Genomic DNA, 24006 nt, shown 5'->3' with positions numbered 1-24006 from the left:
CGTGAATTTGAACAAAACATTATGCGATTTTTTGTAAACTTCTCCAACGCGCGGCTGGTGATTTTTGTCTAATCTTTGATTCAGCAACGAAAAACAATACGAAAGAAGGATATCGTGGCTAATTTTGAATCTAACTCTGGTGCAAACACTGGTGCAGGCTCTAGCGCAGTTGCATCTAAGGCTTTTGATGTTAATCGTTTGGCTGTTCCATTTGCTAAGGCGTTTTTGTTTACTGTTCTTATTAGCGCTGCCACTATGGCTGGCGCATTGCCAATTCCTGGAACTCCTGTTCCTGTAACTTTGCAAACTTTGGTTTTGGCTTTGGCAGGTCTTACTTTGACTTGGCGCCAAGCCGTTAGCTCTGTGCTTATGTACCTTGCGATTGGTGCTGCTGGAATGCCAGTGTTTGCAGGCGGAAAGAGCGGCGTTGTGGCTTTTGCAGGTCCTAGCGTTGGATTCCTTGTTGGATTCGTGTTCGGTGTAGCTGCGATTGCGCTCGTAAAGTCTGCGCTCGAAGGCGTTGTTAATGCCGCTATGCCAGAGGATTCTGTTGCTAAGAAATTTGCACGATTTGGCGCGTATTTTGCAGCATCTGTTGTTGGTTCTCTTGTGATTTACGCATTTGGATTTGTAGGTCAATCGCTTATGATGCACTTGCCTGTTTGGGCAATCGCCGTGGCTTCTACTGGCTTTATTGTGGGCGATATTATTAAAGCTGCAATCGCTAGCGCAGCTTACGCAGGATTGTATGGCGCGTTTAAACGCAATCACAATGCGTGATCGTGAAGCGTGATTATGCGTGATTATGCGTGATTAATCGCAAGCGTAACGCGCTAACTATTCTAAGGCCGCAGTCTCGTCACTGCGGTCTTTTTGTATCAAAAGCAAGCGAAGACGTGAGCGCGGCTAATCCGCGCGAGCGACACGACCTGCCTTTTCCGCTTTTTGTACCAAATTTGACCCGAAAATGGTACAAACTCGGGAAAAAACTTCCGCACTTTGTACCACATTTGACCTAAATCACGTACAAAATGCGGAAATATCGTTCGCGCGGTCAAAGCGCGCAAACATCTCCCGTGTGCACAATCGCAGATTCTCCCGAGTCTTTAAGAATCAAAAGCGAAGTATCATCCTTAATGCTCTGCGCAACGCCTTCTACGCATTCACTGTTATTTAGCTCACTATTAACTTCTGGCGCATACACGCTAACTTTGCGCCCAAGAGTCCAACAAACTGCGCTAACTTCCTTACGCAAGCACAATGCGCTTTGCGCAGGATTTTGCACAAAACTCGCAAGTCTATTGTTTAAGTTTTTCGCTAAACGCTTAGCAATGATATCCCTTAACTCCATAGCGTCTGGAAGATTCGCGTAATGCATTTGCAAAGATGTTGCCTGCTCAATTGGCAGCGACTCTTTAGACACATTAAGATTAAGGCCTATTCCAAAAATCACGCCAATATTTTGTTGCGAAGATTCATGATTTGCAACATAGCTATTATTTGCAAGAGCTGCGATTTCGGTTAAAATTCCGCCTTCTTTGCAATCGCCAATAAAAATATCATTTGGCCATTTGATTTTTATTTCTTGACCAAAATCGCAAATTTTACTTTCGTAATCGCCGACGTCGCAGATTTTGCGCGCGCCAACTTCTTTAAGCGCGTCAATCAGCGCATCTCTTGCGCAAAGCCCTGCAATCATAGGCAGCCATCCGTTGTATTTGTGGTCAATCACAACGCTTTTTGGCAAAATAGCACCATAAGACGCTAGAAAGCTTTGCCCCGATTCACTAACCCACTTGCGACCAAGACGGCCTCTGCCAGCACTTTGATTGTTTGCAATAATCGCACAAACAAGCGGATTCAAAATTGAAGAGCTTTCAAAATCGCAATTAAGAAGCTCTTTTCGCGCAATATTTTGCGTAGAATCAACAGAGTCTAAAAAGATAAAATTCATCGAGAATTAAATCCCTTAAAATCCATAAAATCGCCTAAAAGCCTAAACCTATTTAATAGCTATTTAAACAACAACTATCAAACAATAGGCTCTACCTGGTCAAAGCCAAGCTCCACAGGAGTCTCTCGACCAAAGATAGAAACAAGAACTGTAAGCTTTTGCGTTGTAGGATCTACGTCCGAAACTACAGCAGCCATAGTTGCGAATGGGCCGTCTGTAACTGTAACTTGATCGCCAACCTTGTAGGCAACTTCCACCTTGCGCTTGCGAGCAGCAGCTGGCTTATCCCCAGCCTTCTTCAACGCCTCAGACGCAATCATAGGAGCCATCATATCAATAACTTCCTTGCGGCTAAGAGGCGCTGGATCCTTAGATGGGCCAACAAAACCAGTAACGCCTTCAGTCTCGCGCACAATGCGGCGAGCATTCTCGTCTGGCCACATGCGAATCAGCACATATCCTGGAACGCGCACACGGGTAATAACCTTCTTGCCCTTGTCTGTGTGCTTTTCGACTTCTTCCATTGGAACTTCAATCTGGAAAATCTTATCTTCCAAACCAAAGCTTTGAACGCGAGATTCAACGTTAGTTTTAACGCGCTTCTCGTAGCCAGAGTATGTGTGAAGAACGTACCACTTGCCTTCAAGAGTTCGCAAAGTCTTGGAAAACTCGGCGACTGCGGCGGCGCCAGCGTCTGTAGGATTTACGTCTGCGGAATCTTCAGCAGAATCAGCGCTATTTTCCACTGGCGAATCGCCAGCAACCGTAGATTCAACCTGCTCAGGCGCATCTGCAGCAGAAGCTGCATCTAAATCAGCAAAATTCTCTACAGACTCAACATTTTCGAGATTCAACTCGTCAGTCATATTTGCACACCCTCAAAATTCGTTTAAATCAGCCAAACAGCCACATAACGGACTTGCCTAAACCGAAGTCCATAACAGTGACAAAAACCATCAAGAAAATAACAAAAATAAACACGGAAGCAGACCAAGCAAACAACTCTTTGCCGTGTGGAGCTACGACTTTGCGCGTTTCGTCAATAGTTTGCTTAATGAACATGCCAATACGCATGAACAAATTTGGCTTCTTCTCTTTTGCCTTGGCCATGCTTGAATCCTTCGTTTGAAAATTGTTAACAATAAAACTGGCAGGGACGGCGGGACTCGAACCCACAACCTACGGTTTTGGAGACCGTTGCGCTACCAATTGCGCCACATCCCTAGGTGAACTTGCTAATCATACCTTAAAAAGATTGACTTGGCAAAACCGCCGAATATTCATGATAGCGGAAGGGCAAGATTTAAGGGGTTTTATTATGATTAGCGAGTGTCGCTAAATGCGCGGAAGCTTCCGACTTTAAAGCGCGCTACCGCCTTCAATCCACTGCTTCATGCGCCTCATGCCCTCAGCAAGCTGACTATCCGCCAAAGCGCACGAGAATCGCAAGTAACCAGGCGCGCCAAAAGCCTCGCCAGGAACAGCAGCAACATGCGCTTCGTCAAGAAGCATTTGTGCAAACACAGACGACGTGCCTGGAATCTTAGAATCCTTGCCAAGTGGGCGCTCAAGCAGCGCCTCAACGTTTGCAAACGCGTAGAAAGCTCCGTGCGAAAGAGGGCAAGTTACGCCTTCCATACTGTTTAACGCTTGCACAATCGCCTTGCGACGAGCGTCGAAGGAATCACGCATTTTTGCAACTTCATCTAATGGTCCGCCAACTGCTGCAAGAGCTGCGCGCTGCGAAATATTAGAAACGTTAGACGTCATGTGGCTTTGAAGCTTAACCGCGGCTTTTGCGACCTCAAGCGGCGCAACCATCCATCCAACACGCCAACCTGGCATTGCGTACGTTTTTGCAACGCCATTCAAAACAAGAAGCTGGTCGCGCACTTCTGGCACTTCCACGCCAATGTACGAAGTTTTTACGCCATCGTAATGCAAATGCTCGTAGATTTCGTCGGAAAGCACCCAAATATGGTGTTTTACAGCCCATTCGCCAATCGCGCGAATCGTTTGTGCGCTCCAAATAGCGCCTGTTGGATTAGAAGGCGAAGTTACAATAATCGCACGCGTGCGCGGTGTGCGAGCCGCCTCAATCGCCTCAATATCTGGCTCAAAACCGCGACCCGCTCCAGACATAACAGGCACAGGAACGCCTCCTGCAAGTTTTACTGCCTCTGGGTAGCTTGTCCAATATGGCGCTGGAATTATAACTTCGTCGCCATCGTTTAGCAAAATCTGGCATGCTTCGTAAACAGCCTGTTTGCCGCCATTCGTTACAACAACTTGATTTGGGGAAACATCGTAGCCAGAATCGCGTTTAACTTTGCGCGCAATCGCCTCGCGTAGCTCTAGAAGGCCAGCCGTAGCTGTGTACTTGTAGTTTTTTGGGTCTTTGCATGCTGCGGCTGCGGCTTCAACAATGTATAGCGGCGTTGGAAAATCAGGCTCGCCTGCGCCGAAGCTAATAACGTCGATTCCTGCGGCTTTCATCGCTTTTGCTTTGCCATCTACAGCAAGCGTTGCACTCGGTGCCACTTTGTTAATGCGATTGCTCATAGAGCGCCATTGGGAGTTTGATGTATTTGCTGCGATTTGTTGCGAACCTTCTGCGACTTGCGATTCGTTTTCTGCAATATTTGCTGCGATATTTTCTGCCATACTCTACAGTTTAGCCATTACACGTTATTTCCCGATTTTGTTTCTTTTTCGACCAGAGCTGCTTCATATTTAGCGTTGTAGTAGGGCTGGGTAATTCTACGCTCGCGCGTTACAGCGCGCTCACGCCCTCGCTTGCGTTGAAAGCACACTGTGCTTTCAACTTTGAGCAAGCTCAGCGAATCGAGGTGACTTCTCGCGCGCTATGCAGCTCGAAGTCGTCGATTCGCACAACGCTCCGCCTCTTACGTGTTGTCGGTTGTTGCGGTTGTTCCGATTTGGCTTTGATTTTGTTTTTGGTTTAAGTTTGTTTGTAGGCGTGTGTCATTGGATTATTTTGGTATCGGCTGCCGCTCTTATACTGTTCGACCAAGAATCACCCAGCCCTCTTGCATGCTAGAACTTTTGCGTGGTTTTTATCACCGAGATTCTCGATTTTTCTTCTTCATTCAATGAATCACCATTTCATGCTGAGGTTCATCTCATTCAGGGCGAAAAATCTCGAATCTCTACCTAATTTGGCGAAGCTTTAAGCGCACACGCAAATCGATTAGCAAATAGAAGATTATAAAAGCACAAGATTGTCGCGATGAACCACAGGATGCGCGTATTGCCGCCCCAAAGTGGCCTCTAAATCGTCCGTAGTAAGACCCATTACCTGCGGTATCTCGTCTGAATCGAATGCAACTAGTCCTTTGGCTAAGTGATTGCCATGCTCATCATCAATCCACACTGGGTCGCTCGCACAAAAATCGCCAGTAACCCCTACGATTCCAGCAGCCAACAGGCTTGCTCGCCCTGCGCAAACGGCTGCAGCAGCACCAGAATCTACAATAATCGCACCATGCGGATTAGACGCAAAACCAATCCAAAGTCTTCTAGAAGACGCGCGCGAGTTTAGTGGCGCAAAAACGGTTCCAACCGAATCGCCAGCTAGCGCACTCTCCGCGCTACTCGCACATGTCAAAAGCGTTGGGATTCCAGAAACAGCAGCAATATGCGCCGCATCCATCTTGGTTACCATTCCGCCTGTACCAACGCCCGATCCGCTTTCGCCAACTTTAATATCGTCTAGCGCGCGCGTAACATCTGCAACAAAGCTAATCCGCTTGGCACCTGGCTCGCTGGGCGGAGCAGTATAAAGCGCGTCTACGTCTGTTAAAAGCACCAGCGCATCTGCGCGAACAATGTTTGCAACAAGCGCCGCCAGCCTATCGTTATCTCCAAAACGTATTTCGTTACTAGACAAAGCATCGTTTTCGTTTACGATTGGCACAACGCCTAATTCCAGCAGCCTAAGCATTGTGCGTTGAGCATTGCGGTAGCGCGAAGGACTTATAGTAACGTCTGCCGTTAGCAGCATTTGCCCTACTTTTAGACCATATTTTGCAAATGCTTGCTCGTATTGCGCCATAAGCAAACCCTGACCAACCGAAGCCGTAGCTTGCTGCGTTGGAACGTCTTTTGGCCTAGAATCAAAGCCGAGCAGCCCAAATCCTGCTGCGATTGCGCCAGAAGACACAAGCACAACATGCGCGCCGTTAATTTGCGTGCGACTAATGGCATCTACTAGCGAGCGCAACTTTTGCACATCTAAGTGACCATTTTGCGAAGTTAGCGAGCTAGACCCCACTTTTACGACTATTGTGCGCGCATTGCTAATTGAACGCCGAACCCCGTTTTCGGTAGGCTCAATTGCTTTATTAACCATTATTAATCAATTACTCTCCACGCCCAAATAGGCTCTGCTCATCGTGTTTATCGTCATCTACCGATGGATCTGCCCAATGCCCTTGCTTGCGTTCCGCCATCATAGCGTCTCGCACGGCACTCTTTGCATCCATCATTGTGTGGTAGTCGCGGCGGCGCTCCGCATTAGTGCGCCTTGCGCCACGCGGGTCATTTGCCTCAAGTCGCAAGTCTTTTCCGCGCGCACCAAGGCTTGCGCCATCCAAACCTTCCGCGCCTGCTGCAATGCTTGGATCCCAGTCGAAGCAAACCATGCGGTTTCCGCGGCCAATCCTAATCTCGTCTCCTGGTCGCGCGCCCTTCTTGCGCAACTCGTCTTCTACGCCAAGCTTCGCTAAGCGATCCGCCAAATAGCCCACTGCCTCGTCGTTGTCGAAGTTTGTTTGCACAACCCAACGCTCTGGCTTAGCACCCGTAACAGTAAACCAAAAGTCGCCATTTTTGTCTTCTTCGCGCTCGATTGTAAAGTCGCTAGCACTTCCGCGTCCATCATCTCTGCGGCGTCGTAATGCTGGCTGCTCAAGCGGCTGAATAACAACGCGTTCTTCTTCTCGCGCAGCCTCTTGCTCGGCAAGCTTTTCGCGCATACTAGCCACCATCTTTCCAAGCGCAAAACCAAGCTCTTTCAAGCCTTCGTGAGAAGCAGTAGAAATCTCAAAAACTGGCATGCCCATTTTTTCAAAATCGCTTCGCACAAATTCTGCCAACTCTTTTGCTTCTGGCACATCAATCTTGTTGAGCACAATAATTCGCGGGCGCTCGGGAATTGGAATCGCTCCAAGCGGCAAATCAAGCTTGTTTGCGTATTGCGAAAGCTCATGTTCCAAAGCCTTATAATCGCTGATTGGGTCGCGATTTGGCTCCAGCGTTGCACAGTCGATTACGTGCGCGATTATTTCCGTGCGCTCAATGTGACGCAAAAACTCAAGCCCCAAGCCCTTTCCTTCGGAAGCACCTGGAATCAATCCTGGCACGTCTGCGATTGTGTAGCGGTATTCGCCAAAGCTGACTACACCAAGATTTGGAACAAGAGTTGTAAACGGGTAATCTGCGATTTTTGGCTTTGCAGCGCTGATTGATGCTACAAGACTTGACTTTCCTGCAGAAGGGAATCCAACTAGCGCAACGTCTGCTATCGACTTTAGCTCTAGGATTACGTCTCGCTCTTCGCCAGGCTCGCCAAGCAGCGCAAATCCTGGAGCGCGACGCACCTTGTTTGCAAGAGCTGCGTTTCCAAGGCCGCCAGCACCTCCTGCTGCGACTACGAACGTGTCTCCTACGTGTTGCAAATCCGCCAAAACGTTGCCTGGCTTTTTTTGCGCGCCCGATGCGCCATTCGCCTCAAAAATCACGGTTCCAACTGGCACTGGCAGTATAAGATCTTCTCCCTTGGAGCCGTCTTTTGTATCTCCCAAGCCCATTGTGCCACTTTGCGCTACGCGATGAGGCATAAATCGGTAATCAAGCAAGCTATTTGCATTGCGATCGGCTACGAATATAACGCTTCCGCCATTGCCGCCATTGCCGCCATTTGGCCCTGCAAGTGGCTTGTATTTTTCTCTACGCACGCCTGCGGATCCGTTGCCGCCGTCGCCGCCTTTAACGTGTACTGTTACTCGATCTACAAAATCGCTCATAACTTTTACCTTACTTGATGCTCAATACTCGCCAAATTTGCCTGCGCTTTGACTGAGCTTGAAATTGCATAACGCATTTCAAGCTCCTTCAAAGCGCTGAGCCGCTTAAGCGTAAAGTCCAGTGGACTTTACGCGCGGCGAAGACGTTCGCGCGCTGTAACACGCGAACGTCTTGACCTGCCTTTCCGCATTTTGTACGTAATTTAGGCCAAATTTGGTACAAAAAGCGGAAAACACTTACGCACTTTGTAGCTCAAAACGCCAAAATCAACAACAAAAAGCGTCAATACTCGCCAGATTTGCAAAAACAAAAAAGCCGCACCGAACGGGGTGCGGCTAGAAGATTATTGGTTACTCAGGCGGTAACTACGTCTACAACCTTGCGATCGCGACGAATGCCAAACTTCACATTGCCGTCTACCAAAGCATACAGCGTGTGATCCTTGCCCAAAGCAACGTTCTGTCCTGCATGGAACTTGGTGCCGCGCTGGCGAACAATAATGTTTCCAGCTACAACAGCTTCTCCACCGAACTTCTTAACGCCAAGATATTGCGCCTGTGAGTCGCGACCGTTGCGCGAGCTGGACGCACCCTTCTTATGTGCCATCTTGCTGTCCTTTCAGGTTTATAACACCGTCAATCAGGCGATGGCCGTGATCTTGACGAGAGTCAACTTCTGACGATGACCCTTGCGGCGAGCCACGCCAGTCTTGTTCTTATACTTCATAATGCTAATCTTTGGACCCTTAGCTTCGTCGTTAAGAACTTCTGCCTTAACTGTGATCTTTGCAAGATCCTTAGCGCTTAAGGTCACCTTAGCACCGTCAACAACGAGCGCGACCGGGAATTCCACGGTATCGCCCTTCTTTGCATCGAGACGGTTTACGAGGATGGCGTCTCCAACCTCAACCTTCTCTTGATGGCCACCGGCCTTCACAATCGCGTACATAATTCGTTCCTTAGCTAAATTGAAAGCTTTACTTTTGCCTCGCGCGCAGCATTGAACATGCGGCAAGACACCGACTATCAAAAATACACCTACCCCTGTACTAACGTCAAGAGCTAATCTATAAAGTCGAGCTAAACAGTAGAAACTATTGTACTCAAGCCTTATACTTTGGGCGTTTTTAGTTTTCTGATTCGTCTGTTTTTTCTTGTGACTCGTCTTTTTCTTGCGACTCGTCTGTTGCTTCTTGCGATTCAACGGTTGCTTGCGACTCTTCCGCTGGCTTATCTACTGGCTCATCTACTGAAAAATCGCGAGCATCCGCAACATCCGCAGAATCCTCACTAATCGCATCATCCGCAACATTCGCAGAATCATCGCTATCCGCAGAATCCGCATCATCCTTACCGCCGTCCAAACTTCTGCGCAAAGACTCCTCAAAGAACGCCGAAGACGCAGCCGCAGCCGCAATCTTCGCCAACTTAGCGCGAACATCTGCACTAGACTCCTGCTTAACTGTAGGCGCAGTGTCTGCAATGCTTCCGTGGCCGTGCTTATTGGTCTTAATAAACGGATCTCCGCCCTTAAGCGCGTACGGATCGGCGTATTCCGAAGACACAGTCGGCTCGTCGTGAAGAATAAACCCGCGGCCTTTGCACGTTGGGCACTCCTCCGAAAACGCTTCAACAAGCCCCTGCCCAACACGCTTACGCGTCATTTGCACAAGACCAAGAGAGGTAACCTCCGCAACCTGATGCTTTGTGCGGTCTCGCGCAAGACACTCAACAAGCCTACGCAAAACAAGATCACGGTTTGCCGGCATAACCATGTCTACGTAGTCGATCATAACCATGCCGCCAATATCGCGAAGTCGCAGCTGGCGCGCAATCTCTTCGGAAGCTTCCAAATTGCAACGAGTCACAGTCTCTTCCAAAGACTTTCCGCGGCCAATAAAACGACCCGTGTTCACATCAATAGTTGTCATTGCTTCCGTTCGGTCAATAACAATCGACCCGCCTGCAGGAAGATAAACCTGGCGCTCCATGCCTTTTCTAAGCTGGCTGTCGATTTGCCACTTGTCAAACACGTCTTTACCTTCATGCTCTGCAGGATCCCAGTACTCAATCTTGCTTTGCAAATCAGGCGCCATCATCTCCAAGTATTCGCAAATGCGGTCGTACGCGCCCTTGCCTTCCACAATCATCTTTTGGAAGTCGTCGTTAAAAATGTCTCGAACAACACGAATCGCCACGTCTGGCTCTCCTTGCAACAGCTTTGGACGCTTTCCGTGCAAGAATTCCTGGCGCTTTGCCTCTATGCGATCCCACTGTTTTACAAGCGACTCAAGGTCTTTTTCAATCGCATCTTCACTAGCACCATCGGCAGCAGTTCTAATGATTATGCCCATGTCTTTAGGCGCGATTTTGCTTACGATTGCGCGAAGTCGGCTTCGCTCGCGGTCGGATAGCTTGCGACTTACACCCGTCATCGCTCCAGACGGCACCAGCACCAAGAACCTTCCAGCAAGCGTTACTTGCGATGTTAGTCGCGCACCCTTATGGCCTATAGGATCCTTAGTAACTTGCACTAAAACAGGGTCTCCCGCCTTAAACGCAAGCTCCATTCTTCGCGGCTGACCTTCTAGCCTGGTTGTATCCCAGTTGACTTCGCCAGCGTAAAGCACGCCGTTTCTAGCTTGACCAATGTCTACGAACGCAGCCTCCATGCTTGGCAGCACGTTTTGCACGCGGCCAAGGTAAATGTTCCCAACGGTTGCAACTTCTTGAATGTCGGAAACGTAATGCTCTACAAGAATGTTGTCTTCGATTACAGATATTTGCGTGTGACGATCGCGCTCGCGCACAACCATAAGTCTGTCAACGTTTTCTCGCCTTGCCAAAAAGTCTTGCTCCATAAGCAAGTTCTGGCGGTTGCGCTCTCTGCGATTATCGCGGCGGCGCTGCTTTTTGGCTTCCAGCCTTGTGGAGCCTTCAATATCTGTGATTTCGTCAATATATTGCTGTTTTCTAGACCTTCGACTTTGCGAATCCGTCTCTGCAGAGTCAAATCGCGATTCACTAGCGCTTGAGTCATCTGCAATCTTGGATCTGCGACGCCTGCGCCTACGCGTGTAAACTTCTTCGTCTTGAGATCGCAATTCTTCTGGGTCTGGAATCAAATCGCGGTCTTCTTGAGAAACCTCAATTTCGTCTACGCTGTACTTGCTAGACGTTGAATTAAAGGAAGAAGATTCTTCGGATTCGGCAGATTTATTGGCATTATCTGCTCTATCTGCCCTATCTACTCTAGAGGAGCGCCTGCGACGCCTGCGCCTTGTTACAACGCCATCCTCGTCGTCTTGCAAATCGGATTCTTTTGCGTAGACTTCATTTGAATCTGCGTTATCTGCGCTATAAGCATCTTCAACGCTATCAAAGTTATCAACGCGATTTCGAGCAAAATCTCCGCTAAAATCATCCTCAAAATCGCTATAGTCAAGTCTTCTAGAGGTTTTCCCAGCTTTACGATTTTCTATTGGTGCATAAGTTATATCGTCGTATTCAAGGTCTTCTTCGATTTGCTCAACCTCGGCAGCAGCTCTGCGCTCTGCAGCGTTAAGTCTGCGATTTTTGCGCGATTTTCGGGCGTTTTGGCTTCCATACTCGCCGCGCTCACTTGCTTGCGATTCATCTTGATTCGCATTTTTATCTCGCTCAATTTGCGCGTTTTTCTCGTCTCGATTTGCTCTAGAACGCACGCGAATCAATTGCGTATCGTCGTCTTGCAAATCATAATTATCGTCAAAAGTTTCGCGGCCGCTTTTAGCTTTGGCATAAGACTTATTCGAGCGAGTTTTACGCGATTTTTTAGAATTGCGATTTGTGTCTTCACTAAAATCGTCGTTGTTTTCAAGTGATTCGTTAAAGTCTAAACTGTTGTCTGTTGACTTGCGATTATTGCGTGACTCTCGGCTATTTCGCCTACTCTCGTCTTTGCTGCGCGAATCACGCGAATCACGCGAATCACGACGGCTGCGCGAATCGCGCTTACTACTGCTTGAATCTTCGTAATCCGAATCCGTCTCGCGGCTTTCAGCAGAATGCTCGCGTTGAGGCAAAACTGGCTCTTGGAATAAAAGCGATGTTATTGGGCGTAAATGTGCTTGAGATTGCTGCTGTGCATAAGAACTATCTGCCGCAGAATCCGCAACAAAAGGAGCAGAATCCGCCGCCGCTACGCCATTGCGCAAATCCTGATTATCTCCGCCTTCAACGTGCAACTTCATCGATTCGCCAGCAGCACCTGCAACCCTAACTACACGCCTTCCAGCGCGCCTGCGACGAACTCCATTAGCAGCATCTTTAGCGCCAGAAACAACATTAACAACGCCGCCAACTCTAGCGGAAGTAGCATTAGGATTTACGCTAACATTAGCACCAGCATTCTCGCTAGCACTAGAATTAGCATTTTCATTTTTATCTTTTTTATTATCGTCTGCTTCAAATCCGTTGAAGCTTTCTCGCGTTACTCTGGGCACAATGCTCCTAGCGAAACGCTGCAATCGTCTCGCGCTCTTAGCCTGGAATGGGCACGCTTGTGCGAGCCACCCCTCGGGCTGTTAATAAAGTCTAGCTGCGCGACAGCGGACACCTGCCTCGATTAAAAATCATGCGATAAAACGCGCGAGGGGATCGACGCCGTCGAATGCTTTGGCGGCTTGCAGCGCCACCGTTCTCTAGTATGCCATATTGCAACGTCAAACAACATACGCGTGCGAATCGTTGCACTGCTAATCGTTGCGCTGCAAATCATCGCGTATGCGCGGAGCCACACATTACCTCAATTGCAAAATCAGCGCTAGAATCGTTTACATGGGTTTAATCAGCGCTATGCAAGGCTTTTGCGTAATCGGTATCGTGATTGCCGCTGGCTACGTAACTGCACGTCTTCGCATCGGCGGATCGCAAGCACAAATGGTGCTTAATCGCGTAAGCTTTTTTGTTTCTAGTCCTTGTTTAATGTTTGCAATCCTCGCAAAAGAGCCAATTTTTGAGATTTTCCACTCGTCAATTTTTGTTGCGTTTTTCTCCGCAATGATTGTTGGCGTTGCGTTTATTCTGCTTAATCGCCTGTTTTTCCACCTTCCTGCGGCAGATTGCACAATTGGCGCGCTTAACTCGCTTTACTTAAACTCAAACAACATTGGCTTGCCCGTTGCAACCTATATTCTTGGAAATCCCGCGCTTGTAGCCCCGATTTTAGTTATGCAACAAGCTGTTTTTACGCCTGTTGGACTAACGGTTTTAGACGTTACAACCACTGGAAAGTGCTCGCTTAAGCGCATTGCTCAGCAGCCACTTAAGCAGCCGCTTTTAATCGGATCGCTTGGAGGAATTATTATTTCGGCAATTTCTGCAAAAGTTGGCTATTTCCCTGTTCCGAATTTTCTTTATGACCCGATTAAGATGATTGGCGATTCCGCGGTTCCTATGATTTTAATGGCGTTTGGCATGTCGCTTTACGGCAGTAAGCCTCTGCAAAAAGATTCTAACCGAGCTGCGATTGCTACAGTTGCGATTCTAAAAAACTTGATTATGCCAATTGTTGCGTTTTTACTGGCTTATTTTGTTATGGGGTTTCGAGGCGCCACTCTTTACGCATGCGTTGTGCTGGCGGCTCTTCCGACTGGCCAAAACGTATACAATTACGCTGCAAGATACAATGTTGGCTTGAGTTTTGCGCGCGACGGAATCCTGTTTTCTACCACTACAAGTCCGATTTTTATTGCGCTAATCGCAGCAGTTTTAGGGTGACTAATCCGCGCGCAATCGTAGCATTTTGCAATAACAACACTTTGCAATCATCTTGCTTTTTGAGCAAGAAGCAGTTTGCACGCTTCTCGCACAACATCCCCAACTTTCACACCCTGCTTATCGGCAGAAGCTTTTAGAGCCTCCGCATCTTCAGCAGATATGCGGAAAGTTATAGGTAGCATAGCTTCTTTATAAATAGGCGGTCTACCAAGCGGCTTTTTAATATGCAAATTACCAGCTTTTCCATGATATATGCCTTTTTCAGCATCACTTTCCCATTTATAAAGCATTTCATCGGTAACGTCAACGCCACCTTCACCACGAAAATTAGCCATAATCACTCCTAATATCTCTTAACTATATCCTACTTATCTTCTACCAAAAATTTGTCTAATTTCTTCTTGGCTAAATCCCATTTCAGCAAGAAACTTTTTAGTTGCAGGCGCTACGTGAAAAATAATCCATTCCCCATCTTCACCTTTATAAGCAATAAGTTCCGTAATAACACCACGCGAATCCCAAGCAAGTGAAAGCATCTGACTGGGCTCATACTCGCCTTGTCTGGGAAGCTCTCTACATGATGAGTTCCACATATTTATTACTTCAGTTTCATCGAGCCAGGGTCTTTTACGAATGACTCTAGTATGTACTAAAACCTTCATAAATATTATCTCCCACTCCTAATATTTCGTATACGAAATGTTATCACATTGCGCCAGAAATTATCAAAATATGCTAATCAAACTAATCAAAGCATGCATCAGCGCATAAGTATAATTCTACAAAGCAAGATCATTTTCCGCATTTTGTAGCTCAAAACCGCAAAATCAACAGCAAAAAGCGGAAAGGCAGGTCCTGTCGTTCGCGCGGTCTAAGCGCGCTCTATTCCTCACGGCTATTAGTAGCCGTTCGGCTGATTTGGCACATAAAGTCCACTGGACTTTATGTTTAAGCCAAATCACGCTTTGAAGGAGCTTGAAATGCGTTATGCAATTTCAAGCTCAGTCAAAGCGCGCAGCAGAAGCACTGCTTCTGCCTTTAAGCGGCTCAGCGCTCCGAATTGCCTTTTCGCGCTACGCTTCTCAAGCTAAAAGGCAGGTCGGAGCGCACAAAAACAAGGTAAATATCAGTATTAAGCGCAGAATTAAAAAGTGATTAAACTCAATTTTTTAGCACGGAATCCAAACTCTTTATTCCAGAATTATTCAAATTCTCAAGAGATAAAATCTGTGTTCGCGCCAAATTTCTAAGTTCAACCATTCGATCCGCCTGTGGCAAACCCTTAGAAATCAAAACAGCATTATAGCTTTCCATATTCGCCAATACCAGAAGTTCATTAATACTCGCCTCGTCTCGAATGTTGCCTTTTGACTTAGGATTTGCATCTCTCCATTGTTTAGCAGTCTTATTAAACAGTGCAACATTTAACAAATCTGCTTCATTTGCATACTTATACATCAACTGCTCAGGAGTCAAATCCTTCAACAAATATTCTTTAATAGCATCCGTATGAATCTTGTAATTAATCTTCGAAATCTCACGGTTCAAATTCCAATTCAGAGAAAGCCTTGAGTTCTCATCAGATTTAAGTCTTTGATAATCTTTGATAATATATAGTTCAAATTCTGCTGAAATCCAAGCTGCAAACTTAAATGCTATATCTTTATGAGCATAAGTTCCACCACCTCTACCGGATTTTACAAGTAAACCTATTGCATTCGTGATTTCTGACCATTTTTTAGGAGATAGCGTAAAAGCATTGCTACCAGCTTCTTTCAAAAACCCCTCGAATTCGATGGGTTTAAAATTCGGATTGTTTAGTCTCTCCCATATGCCTAAATACTCTATTGTACTGTAATTTCTCATCCAGTTTGCAACAACCACATTAGGCTCTTCTTTGTTTTTATATCTCGCAATATCGGTTAAACTAACGTAATCATTCCTAAAATCTTCCGTATAAACCTGAATTGCAAAGCCTTTTGCTGTAATAGTATCTTTTTTAATATTTGACGCATTAGACATAATTGCCCCCTAATTTTTACGCAAATTTACGCAATTAATTGCTTTATTTGATTTGTTTACTTTATTTCTATGCGCTTAACACAAAACCCATGAATCACAAGCAAAATTACAAAAATCAAGCACAAACCACAAAACATCTAACAACTAGCAGAAAACTAGCATGCATCAGCGCATAAATACGATTTTATAAGATTTCATAGATAAGAATCAACAAACTCGGATTATGATACAAACACACTACACAAACACACAAAACCGTAGTGCGATTGTACTGAATTTTGGCGTTTTTTAATACAAACGCACTACAAGGCAGGTCATCGTTCGCGCAGGTTAGCTGCGCTCACGTCTTCGCCGCACGTAAAGTCCACTGGACTTTACGTTTGAGCGGCTCAGCGAATCGAGGTGATTTCTCGCGCATTATGCAGCTCGAAATCGTCGATTCGCGCTACGCTCTAAGAGGAAAGGCAGGTCGTCGCGCAGCTAGCGAGTCGATGCTAGAGAATCAAGGCGAGCGCGGAAAGACGGCCAATCCGTGCGCATTGCCGTAAGCAGCTTTAGCTTCGGAACATCGTCAATCGGCACCCACTTGATTTCCATGCTCTCGTCGTCGTGCGCGCACGGATTCACGCTATGCCCTGGCTTTTCAAACGCAAAAACCGTTGTATAACGCCAATTCCCGTGATTTTCGCAATACGCTCCAACAACATCAATGTCTTGAGACGTTATGTTCGCTTCTTCAAACGACTCGCGCAACGCGCCCTCAATCGCAGTTTCGCCATCAGATATTGCGCCGCCAGGAATCCCCCACGTGCCACCTTCCGCGCTCCAAAGCGCGCGATGTTGCATAACAACGTGAGTCACGCGCCCAGTGGCATCGTCTCGCCTAGCGAGCAACACGCCAGCAGCGCCATTATGACCCCAATGCTTGCGACCACAATCGCACATAACCCATCCATCTCCTGGCTGATGCACGTTTTCTTTAGGCACTTCTTTGCAAGCTGGATCGTCTTTAATCGCCTCGCCCTCTAACTTGCGACTATTCCACAAATCTGGCCAAGCGTACCCAAGATCGCAAACCATCTGCCTTAGCAGCGGCAAGCTGATTCCAAGAACTCCATGCGGATCGCCCTGAATTCCCTCAATAAACGCACCACCAAAGCCTTCTAGCGTAAAGGATCCTGCCACTTCCAGCGGCTCGCCAGTTTCTACGTACGCGCGGATCTCCTCATCGCTCATATGTGCAAAAGTCACGCTTGCGCGACTCACTTTGCACACGGTTTTGCCACTTTTCGCGTCGATTAAGCAATGGCCAGTAAACAATTCTCCAGTTTTTCCGCTCATTTGCTTAATCCGCTCAAATGCCACTTCAGGAGTATGCGGCTTGCCGTAGCATTCGCCGTCTAGCAAAAACATGGAGTCGCAGCCAACAATAAGCACGCTGTTGGAATCAGAAGAAGACTTATTCGCGTGCGCAAAATCGTGAATATCAAAAGTCTTGGTAGGCACTTTTACGCCAGAAAAATCGCGAGTTTGCGCGGTATCTACGTTATGCGTTACGTCTGATTGCGAATCACTTGCTAAAGCGTTACTACCAGTTGCAGAAGATTCAGATTCAGAAGATTCAGATTCTGCATTCTCATCCTCAGCCTCCAGCGGATACCCTACAACCAAATCGCCACTAGCCAAAGCCGCAGCACTAGCCACAAGCTTCCACGACTCATACACTGCCAAAGCCTTTGCACGCGCCAAAATCGAAACGCGCTCCTCGGCGCTCATCTGCTCCACGCTAGCGCCTCGCTCATTTGCAGCATTACGCAAAGCCGCTGGCTCATCTACCTCGCTCACGTGAATCACAGGAACCACGCCTGCAGCAGCCAGCACCGCTCTTCTTGCAGGAGACTGAGAAGCCAAAATCAATGAAACTTTCATATTCCCTCTTTTTGCGATTTCACTCATAACTTCACTAATAACTTCACTTACAACTTCACACAAATTATTCGCGAGTTATTGCAACGCCAATAGAATCAACATGCACGTGCAAAATTTTCCAATCGCAGCCACTTAAAAGTGGCTTTGCAATTTTTTCTATTTTTTCGTTTATATTAGTGGCGTTATTTGCCTCTTCGGCTGCTTGCGACTTTTCCTCGTAGAATACCGCCGCGCAAGATCCAGCTCCCGAAATCGCAGCCGCAAACCCCTTGTCTCGCAAAGCTTTTACTAAATCCCAAGTTGGTTGCATAAGACTTGCTCGGTATGTCTGGTGAATAGCATCTTGAGTAGCTGTAAAAAGCAAATCGTTTCTGGAAAGAGTTGTTTTTGCGCAAGAATCGCAAGAATCCGCAGAGTTGGCAGAATCCGCAGAATCGGCAGAATTGCAATAATTAGCAAACGCGCTAAAATCACCAAAATCACCAAACGCAATCGGCAATAAGCAAGCGCGCGAAACATTAAACACAGCATCTGCGTACGGCACTTTTTCTGGAAGAGCTTGACGAGCCATTTGCGTTGAAAGAGTAAAGTTCGGCACAAAAATCGTTGCGCGAATTTGCTTAGAAACGCCGTATCGAACTGTGTGGAACTCATCGCCATTCTTCCAGCTGGTTGTTAATCCGCCAAAAACTGCTGGAGCAACATTATCTGGGTGGCCTTCAATCGAAGATGCAAGCTCAAAAATAGCTTGCTTATTAAGATCTCCATTATGCGCAAAAGCCCAAGCTGCAGCCACGCCCGAAACAATCGCACTGGCAGAAGACCCCATTCCGCGCGCTTGCGGAATGCGATTATGCGCTTCTAGAGTAAATCGCAAACGCGGCAAGCCAAACGCTTCGCACGCTTTGCGAAACGCGCGAACAACAAGATGCGTCTCGTCTTTTGGCAACGTATCTTCGCCTTCGCCATGAATAATCACGCGAACATCTTGCGAATCATCAAGCGAATCATCAAGCGTAAAAACTAGCGAATCCGAATAATCAAGCGCAATTCCTGCAACGTCAAATCCAGACCCAAGATTTGCGCTTGTTGCTGGCACGCAAACTGACACACTATTGCATACTGGTTTCATTTCGCACCTTTTCCACTCGAGCAGCCTACTAAATTACTTAATTACTTAACTATTTAATAATTACTTAATTACTTAACTATTCGATTACTAAATTATTCGATTACTAAATTATTCAATAATTCGCAATGCAAGAGGCTTTGCACACACAGCATCCACCTTTTGCAAATCCGCAAGAATTGCACTCAAATCCGCCTCTGTGCAATCTTTTACAAGCACGCGCAAATCGCCAGGGCCGCCGATTCCGCAAGCTGGGCAATCGCCTTCGCCATCGTATTGAGTTTGGCAAAGCATAGGCAATCGCTCCGCGTTAACTCCGTGCTCCGCAAACACGTCCATCACTTCACTGCAAAGAGCCAGCGAAGTATCTTCCATATTGCATCGCACAACAAAATCCGCACGAATCGAGCGCGTGGAAGCCAAAGATTTGGCGTTATACATTGGCACGCTAGCATCGTTGCAGCCGCGCACTATGTTTCTAGCAACTCCAACAATATCTCCAACAACCGCGCTTGCTGTTGGCGCGCCGCCAGCGCCGCGGCCGTAGAACATAAGATCATCCGCCGCTTGCGCTTTAACAAAAACGGCGTTAAAACTGCCATGAACGGAAGCCAGCGGATGCTCTTTGCTAACCAACGCTGGGTAAACGCTTGCGCTCACTGCGCCACGCGTGTCGCTTGCAACCGCCGCAAGCAACTTAATCACACGATTTTGCGCACTTGCTGCCGCAATATCTTCAGCCGTAATCGCGCTAATTCCTTCAACACTAACGTCATCAATGCTTATTGGCATTTGGAATGCAAGCGTTGCCAAAATCGCAGCCTTGTTTGCTGCATCAAATCCTTCAACGTCTCCTGTAGGATCCGCCTCCGCATATCCCTTTTCTTGAGCTGCGCGCAAAGCCGAGTCAAAATCAAGCCCGCGAACCGTCATCTCGTCAAGAATGTAGTTTGTAGTTCCGTTTACGATTCCAAAAATTTGCGTGATTTTGTAGCCCACAAGCGACTCTCTAAGTGGACGCAAAATCGGGATTGCTCCTGCAACAGACGCCTCGAAGCTTAAATCCACTCCGTTTTTTTGCGCGCACTCGTAGAGTTCTGGGCCAAACTTTGCAAGCAACGCTTTGTTTGCTGTTACAACCGATTTTCCGCATTCTAGCGCAGTTTTTACAAATGTGTGCGCTGGCTCTAAGCCGCCAATTAGCTCAACAATTATGTCTATATCTTCGCGTTTACAAATCGCTCCTGCGTCTGCGCTTAAAAGATCTTTGGCAATCCATGGCGCGTCCACTTCTTCTGGATGCAAGCACGCAACTGCCGCAAGCTCTAGCGGAGCGCCGATTCTCGCCGATAAGTCAGCGTTTTCTTCCACTATTAGACGCGCTGTTTGCGATCCTACTGTTCCAGCGCCTAAAAGACCCACGCGGATTGGATCTGCGGCAAAGCAATCGTCATTTGCACATTGAGCGCTTTCTAAATTGTTTTGGTCTAACATAGACGCCTCCTAACTTAAATCAAATATCAATTAAATCAATTCAATTTGTACGAACAGATTCAGCTTGCACAAACAGATTCACCCTACACAAACAGCATAAGCAAATTTAGCAAAACGGACGCAATCAAGAATCCCATAACGCCAACGGTTCCGTAAAGTGCTTTTGTTCCAGCGCTCCCACGAATCTCTAGCGGCGAATCGTAGAATTCAAGATACCTCTTGCGACGAGCAAGTAGCACAATTCCAAACACAAACATAACAATCATAAACATTGCATAAAGGCCTATAAACATAAATCCAGGAGCCAAATCCGCAATCTCTTGAGTGTTCAAGTTTTCAACCTTAATAAGATCTCCATTTGAATCCATCATGTTGTTTGAAATCCACATTGCTATAACGCTGCCTTGGAAGTTTACAATCATGTGCAAAAACACGCTGTATCTAAGCTGCGATGTACGAACGTACATGTATCCAAACACAAGACCAAGCCCAAAAGCGTAGAAGAATTGGAACATATTCATGTGGAAAAGCGCAAACGCCAATGCAGAGAACACAATCGCGCGCTTTTCGCCATACACGCGCAACCTGTCTATAATTTGCTTTCTAAACAGCCATTCTTCCACAACTGGAGCTAAAAATACCACAAAAAGCAGCGTTTCCCACACGTTTCCACCTGCTACAATATCTGCAATTCTGTTCTCGGCTTTTCCACCAGAAATAAGCGCAGAAGCCACAAGCCCAATGTAACTTCCTGCATACATTATTGGCACACTAACAGCAAAGAATCCGCCAAATTGGCGCAAAGACATAGTAAACTTGCGAGTTTCTACCGCTGGTGTACGCCTTAGAACAAGCATTGCAAGCGGCAACGCTATTAGGTATTGCGCAACATCCGAAGAGACAAATGAGCTTAGCGAAGGTGTTAAAACACCTTTTGGAACAAAAATGCTAATCAACTCGCCAATTAAAAGCGTTGCAAGAATCCACGTAAATAGGAACACGCACAGCGACACTCCTACAGATCCTTGACGTCTGCGCGCAATCGTGTACGCGTCTGGATGCTGTTTGTTTGCAAGCTTACGCTGTTTACGCATTTTTACCTCCGACTAGTCTAAAATCACGCCTTCAATAAGCTTTGTGATTAAATCGCTGTAGCTTATTCCTGTTGCTTCCCAAGCTTTTGGATACATGGAAATTGGCGTAAAACCAGGCATTGTGTTGATCTCGTTAAGGATTACGCGGCCGTCTTTAGTTACAAAAGAGTCCACACGACTTAGCCCTCTTCCATCTGCCGCTTTGAACGCTGCGAGCGCAGTTTTTCGCACGCGTTGCAAAGTCTCTTCTGGCAAATCCGCTGGAACTTCAACGTGCGAAGCCGCAGAATCCATGTATTTGCTGTCAAAATCGTAGAACTGGTCTTCGCCAGCCTGGCGCTTGTCGAGCACAACCTCTCCAGGCCAGCTGGCTTTTGGCTCTTCTCCATCACGCGCTGCAAGAACAGCGCACTCAATCTCGCGCGCATCAATTCCCTGCTCTACCAATACTCGCCAATCGTGCTTTGAGGCCTCATAAACGGCATCTGCTAAGGCCTTAGCATCGCGCGTTTCTATTTTTGTAACTCCAAAACTAGACCCTGCACGGCTTGGCTTTACAAAAAGCGGATACTCTAGTTTTGCTTCTTCAACTTGCTCAAGAATTTCGTTTGCGTACGCATTAAAGTGATTCGTTGAATCGCTTGCAAACTTGCGTGCATCCAGCGCAATCCCAGGAGCCACAGCAATTCCCGCCGCCTTAAAAAGCTGCTTTGCGTAGTATTTATCCATGCACGCAGCTGAGGCCAAAACTCCGCAACCAACGTACGGAACTTGCATCATTTCTAGCAAGCCTTGCAAAGTGCCGTCTTCGCCATTCGGGCCGTGAAGAACTGGAAAAACTGCGTCAATATGCCCCAGGCCTGTAAGCGTGCCATCCGCTTCTCGCACCAAAAATCCGTCTGCGCCCTTTGCTGGGTCTAGCACAACATCGCGCGTTTGCGCGGTTTTTGTGATTACTGGCAGCTCGCCTTGTTCCATACGGAAGTTTCGCGGATCTTCGCCGCCAACAATCCACTCGCCTTGCTTTGTGATTGCAATGCGTACAATATCGAATCGACTTTCGTCTACAGCACTGAGCACTCCAGCAGCCGATATGCAAGAAATCGAATGTTCGTCTGCTTTACCGCCATACAAGAACACTACACGCTTTTTCGTCATTTTTTTCCTCTATATATTTTGAATTATTTTAGCTATCTTAGATTATTTTAGTTATTTTTGATTATTTTGGATTATTATTTTTGCCTACGATTAACGCGACCACGACTAACGCACTTACGATTTGCATGCTTACGATTTACGCGCGGCTTTCGCAACTGCTACTTTCGCGCTTCACTACTCCTCGCAAACATCGTTATCAAAAAGCATTGCAAGCATCTCTTGGCACGAGATTCCTTCTTCTAACACGCGAGCCATTGCGCTTGCAAGCGGAGTTTCAACTCCCAAACGCTTTCCCATTGCTACAACAGCGCTAGTAGTCGGCACGCCTTCCGCAACGCCATTGCTTACGGCAGTTGCTTCTTCAACGCTCATGCCTTTTCCAAGATTTGCTCCAAAAGTGTAGTTGCGGCTTAGAGGAGATCCGCAAGTTGCCACTAAATCGCCAAAGCCTGCAAGTCCTGCAAAAGTGCGAGAATCCGCGCCTTCCGCAACGCCCAATGCCGTCAACTCTGCAAGACCGCGCGTTTCAATCATCGCTGCAGTATTTTCGCCAAAGCCCGCTCCTCTAGCCATGCCAACTGCAAGCGCAACCACGTTTTTAAGCGATCCGCACATTTCTACGCCAATCACATCTGTGGAAACAAACGCCTTAAAATAGCTGTTTGAGCAAGCTTTTGCAACCACTTCGGCATTTGCGCGATTCTCGCACGCAACTACCGCCGCCGCATGCTGCCTTAGCGCCACTTCTTTGCTTAAGTTTGGCCCAGATAGCGCTGCAAAACGGTTACGTGGCAAGTTCAAAGCTTCGCACACAACTTCGTCCATGCGCTTGCCTGTTGTGCGCTCAATGCCTTTCATAAGCGAAACAACAATCGCATTTTGCGGAATTTTGCCAGCAAATTCTTCGAGTGCAACGCGCGCAAACTGCGCTGCAATCGCCACTACTACAATGTCTGCGTTTGCTACAGCTTCTGCGCGATCCCCCGTAGCAGTCATGTTTTCTGGCAAACGCTCTACGATTGGCAGCCTAACTTCGTTGCGGTGATTATCTCGAATGCCTTCCACAATTTGCGGCTCTATTGCCCACATTGTCACTTGATTTCCCGCGTCTGCAAGCACCTGCCCAAACGCCGTACCCCAAGCTCCAGCACCCAACACCGTAACGTTCATGTTTACGCCTAGCCTTTCGGTTTATAAGTTTGTAAACCACTTTGGCTTTAAGCCATTTGTAGCGATTTACAACTAGTCAAGCTATAGTCAACTTAGTCAACTCGTAGCAAACTTAGTTAGCTTATAGTCAACTTAGTCAACTTTTAATCACACTATTACACAATTCTACACAGTGCGCTTTACGGGCATTTTGTGAAGACTTTATTAGTGACTTATTGGTGACTTGCTTACGATTTTCTAATAACTTAT

General features: G+C 47.1%; 20 protein-coding genes and 1 tRNA gene. 2 read left to right on the top strand and 19 right to left on the bottom strand.

Going from position 1 to position 24006, the window contains the following annotated elements; genetic code table 11:
- Positions 1 to 114 precede the first annotated feature (114 nt).
- A complete protein-coding gene (locus HXT23_RS00610; RefSeq protein WP_032815806.1) occupies positions 115 to 780 on the top strand; it encodes a biotin transporter BioY in 666 nt (221 codons plus the stop codon).
- A gap of 274 nt (positions 781 to 1054) precedes the next feature.
- Here the strand turns inward: HXT23_RS00610 and HXT23_RS00605 are convergent, their stop codons facing one another.
- From HXT23_RS00605 to HXT23_RS00560, 10 genes are all read right to left on the bottom strand, one after another.
- A complete protein-coding gene (locus tag HXT23_RS00605) occupies positions 1055 to 1954 on the bottom strand; it encodes a biotin--[acetyl-CoA-carboxylase] ligase (protein WP_422112907.1) in 900 nt (299 codons plus the stop codon).
- Between the two features lie 77 nt (positions 1955 to 2031).
- The gene (gene nusG, locus HXT23_RS00600) at positions 2032 to 2820 is read right to left on the bottom strand and encodes a transcription termination/antitermination protein NusG (RefSeq protein WP_422112906.1); all 789 of its coding nucleotides are present in this window, start codon (positions 2818 to 2820) and stop codon (positions 2032 to 2034) included.
- 28 nt (positions 2821 to 2848) lie between these two features.
- On the bottom strand, positions 2849 to 3064 hold the full coding sequence (gene secE / locus HXT23_RS00595) for a preprotein translocase subunit SecE (RefSeq protein ID WP_004111941.1): 216 nt from the start codon (positions 3062 to 3064) through the stop codon (positions 2849 to 2851).
- Between the two features lie 38 nt (positions 3065 to 3102).
- Positions 3103 to 3178, bottom strand: a tRNA-Trp gene (locus tag HXT23_RS00590).
- 135 nt (positions 3179 to 3313) lie between these two features.
- On the bottom strand, positions 3314 to 4618 hold the full coding sequence (locus HXT23_RS00585) for a pyridoxal phosphate-dependent aminotransferase (protein ID WP_422112905.1): 1305 nt from the start codon (positions 4616 to 4618) through the stop codon (positions 3314 to 3316).
- A 562-nt stretch (positions 4619 to 5180) separates the two neighbouring features.
- A complete protein-coding gene (proB, locus tag HXT23_RS00580) occupies positions 5181 to 6326 on the bottom strand; it encodes a glutamate 5-kinase (RefSeq protein ID WP_016790710.1) in 1146 nt (381 codons plus the stop codon).
- 10 nt (positions 6327 to 6336) lie between these two features.
- On the bottom strand, positions 6337 to 8001 hold the full coding sequence (gene obgE, locus HXT23_RS00575) for a GTPase ObgE (RefSeq protein ID WP_422112904.1): 1665 nt from the start codon (positions 7999 to 8001) through the stop codon (positions 6337 to 6339).
- A 355-nt stretch (positions 8002 to 8356) separates the two neighbouring features.
- Positions 8357 to 8608, bottom strand: a complete 252-nt coding sequence (gene rpmA, locus HXT23_RS00570; protein ID WP_004106248.1) for a 50S ribosomal protein L27 — start codon at positions 8606 to 8608, stop codon at positions 8357 to 8359.
- Between the two features lie 33 nt (positions 8609 to 8641).
- Positions 8642 to 8950 carry a 50S ribosomal protein L21 gene (gene rplU, locus HXT23_RS00565; protein WP_004111933.1) on the bottom strand — a complete coding sequence of 103 codons (309 nt, stop codon included), beginning with the start codon at positions 8948 to 8950 and terminating at the stop codon, positions 8642 to 8644.
- Between the two features lie 178 nt (positions 8951 to 9128).
- A complete protein-coding gene (locus tag HXT23_RS00560; protein WP_422112903.1) occupies positions 9129 to 12485 on the bottom strand; it encodes an Rne/Rng family ribonuclease in 3357 nt (1118 codons plus the stop codon).
- 334 nt (positions 12486 to 12819) lie between these two features.
- Here HXT23_RS00560 and HXT23_RS00555 point away from each other — a divergent pair, with 334 nt between their 5' ends.
- Complete coding sequence (locus HXT23_RS00555) at positions 12820 to 13761, top strand: AEC family transporter (protein ID WP_016636162.1); 942 nt, start codon at positions 12820 to 12822, stop codon at positions 13759 to 13761.
- Between the two features lie 47 nt (positions 13762 to 13808).
- Here HXT23_RS00555 and HXT23_RS00550 read toward each other — a convergent pair whose 3' ends face one another.
- The 9 genes from HXT23_RS00550 to HXT23_RS00510 all read right to left on the bottom strand — a co-directional run bounded on the left by HXT23_RS00550 (position 13809) and on the right by HXT23_RS00510 (position 23757).
- Positions 13809 to 14096 (bottom strand): toxin-antitoxin system antitoxin subunit, encoded by a 288-nt coding sequence (locus HXT23_RS00550; RefSeq protein WP_422112902.1) that lies wholly within the window; start codon positions 14094 to 14096, stop codon positions 13809 to 13811.
- A 33-nt stretch (positions 14097 to 14129) separates the two neighbouring features.
- Complete coding sequence (locus HXT23_RS00545; protein ID WP_119529353.1) at positions 14130 to 14423, bottom strand: hypothetical protein; 294 nt, start codon at positions 14421 to 14423, stop codon at positions 14130 to 14132.
- A 499-nt stretch (positions 14424 to 14922) separates the two neighbouring features.
- Positions 14923 to 15783: a KilA-N domain-containing protein gene (locus tag HXT23_RS00540; RefSeq protein ID WP_016785663.1), complete on the bottom strand. Its 861-nt coding sequence runs from the start codon at positions 15781 to 15783 to the stop codon at positions 14923 to 14925.
- 480 nt (positions 15784 to 16263) lie between these two features.
- Positions 16264 to 17712 (bottom strand): Maf family nucleotide pyrophosphatase, encoded by a 1449-nt coding sequence (locus HXT23_RS00535; protein WP_422112901.1) that lies wholly within the window; start codon positions 17710 to 17712, stop codon positions 16264 to 16266.
- 64 nt (positions 17713 to 17776) lie between these two features.
- Complete coding sequence (thrB, locus tag HXT23_RS00530) at positions 17777 to 18844, bottom strand: homoserine kinase (RefSeq protein WP_422112900.1); 1068 nt, start codon at positions 18842 to 18844, stop codon at positions 17777 to 17779.
- Between the two features lie 108 nt (positions 18845 to 18952).
- Complete coding sequence (locus HXT23_RS00525) at positions 18953 to 20335, bottom strand: homoserine dehydrogenase (protein ID WP_422112899.1); 1383 nt, start codon at positions 20333 to 20335, stop codon at positions 18953 to 18955.
- An 83-nt stretch (positions 20336 to 20418) separates the two neighbouring features.
- Positions 20419 to 21429, bottom strand: a complete 1011-nt coding sequence (locus HXT23_RS00520; RefSeq protein WP_016785279.1) for a CPBP family intramembrane glutamic endopeptidase — start codon at positions 21427 to 21429, stop codon at positions 20419 to 20421.
- Between the two features lie 12 nt (positions 21430 to 21441).
- On the bottom strand, positions 21442 to 22587 hold the full coding sequence (locus HXT23_RS00515; protein WP_422112898.1) for a D-alanine--D-alanine ligase family protein: 1146 nt from the start codon (positions 22585 to 22587) through the stop codon (positions 21442 to 21444).
- 174 nt (positions 22588 to 22761) lie between these two features.
- Positions 22762 to 23757 carry an NAD(P)H-dependent glycerol-3-phosphate dehydrogenase gene (locus HXT23_RS00510; protein WP_422112897.1) on the bottom strand — a complete coding sequence of 332 codons (996 nt, stop codon included), beginning with the start codon at positions 23755 to 23757 and terminating at the stop codon, positions 22762 to 22764.
- Positions 23758 to 24006: the final 249 nt, after the last annotated feature.

Source organism: Gardnerella sp. DNF00257 (assembly GCF_049262745.1).
Lineage (GTDB): Bacteria > Actinomycetota > Actinomycetes > Actinomycetales > Bifidobacteriaceae > Bifidobacterium > Bifidobacterium piotii.
Note: the sequence above shows the minus strand (reverse complement) of the source record. Positions and strands in the feature narration are given on the sequence as shown.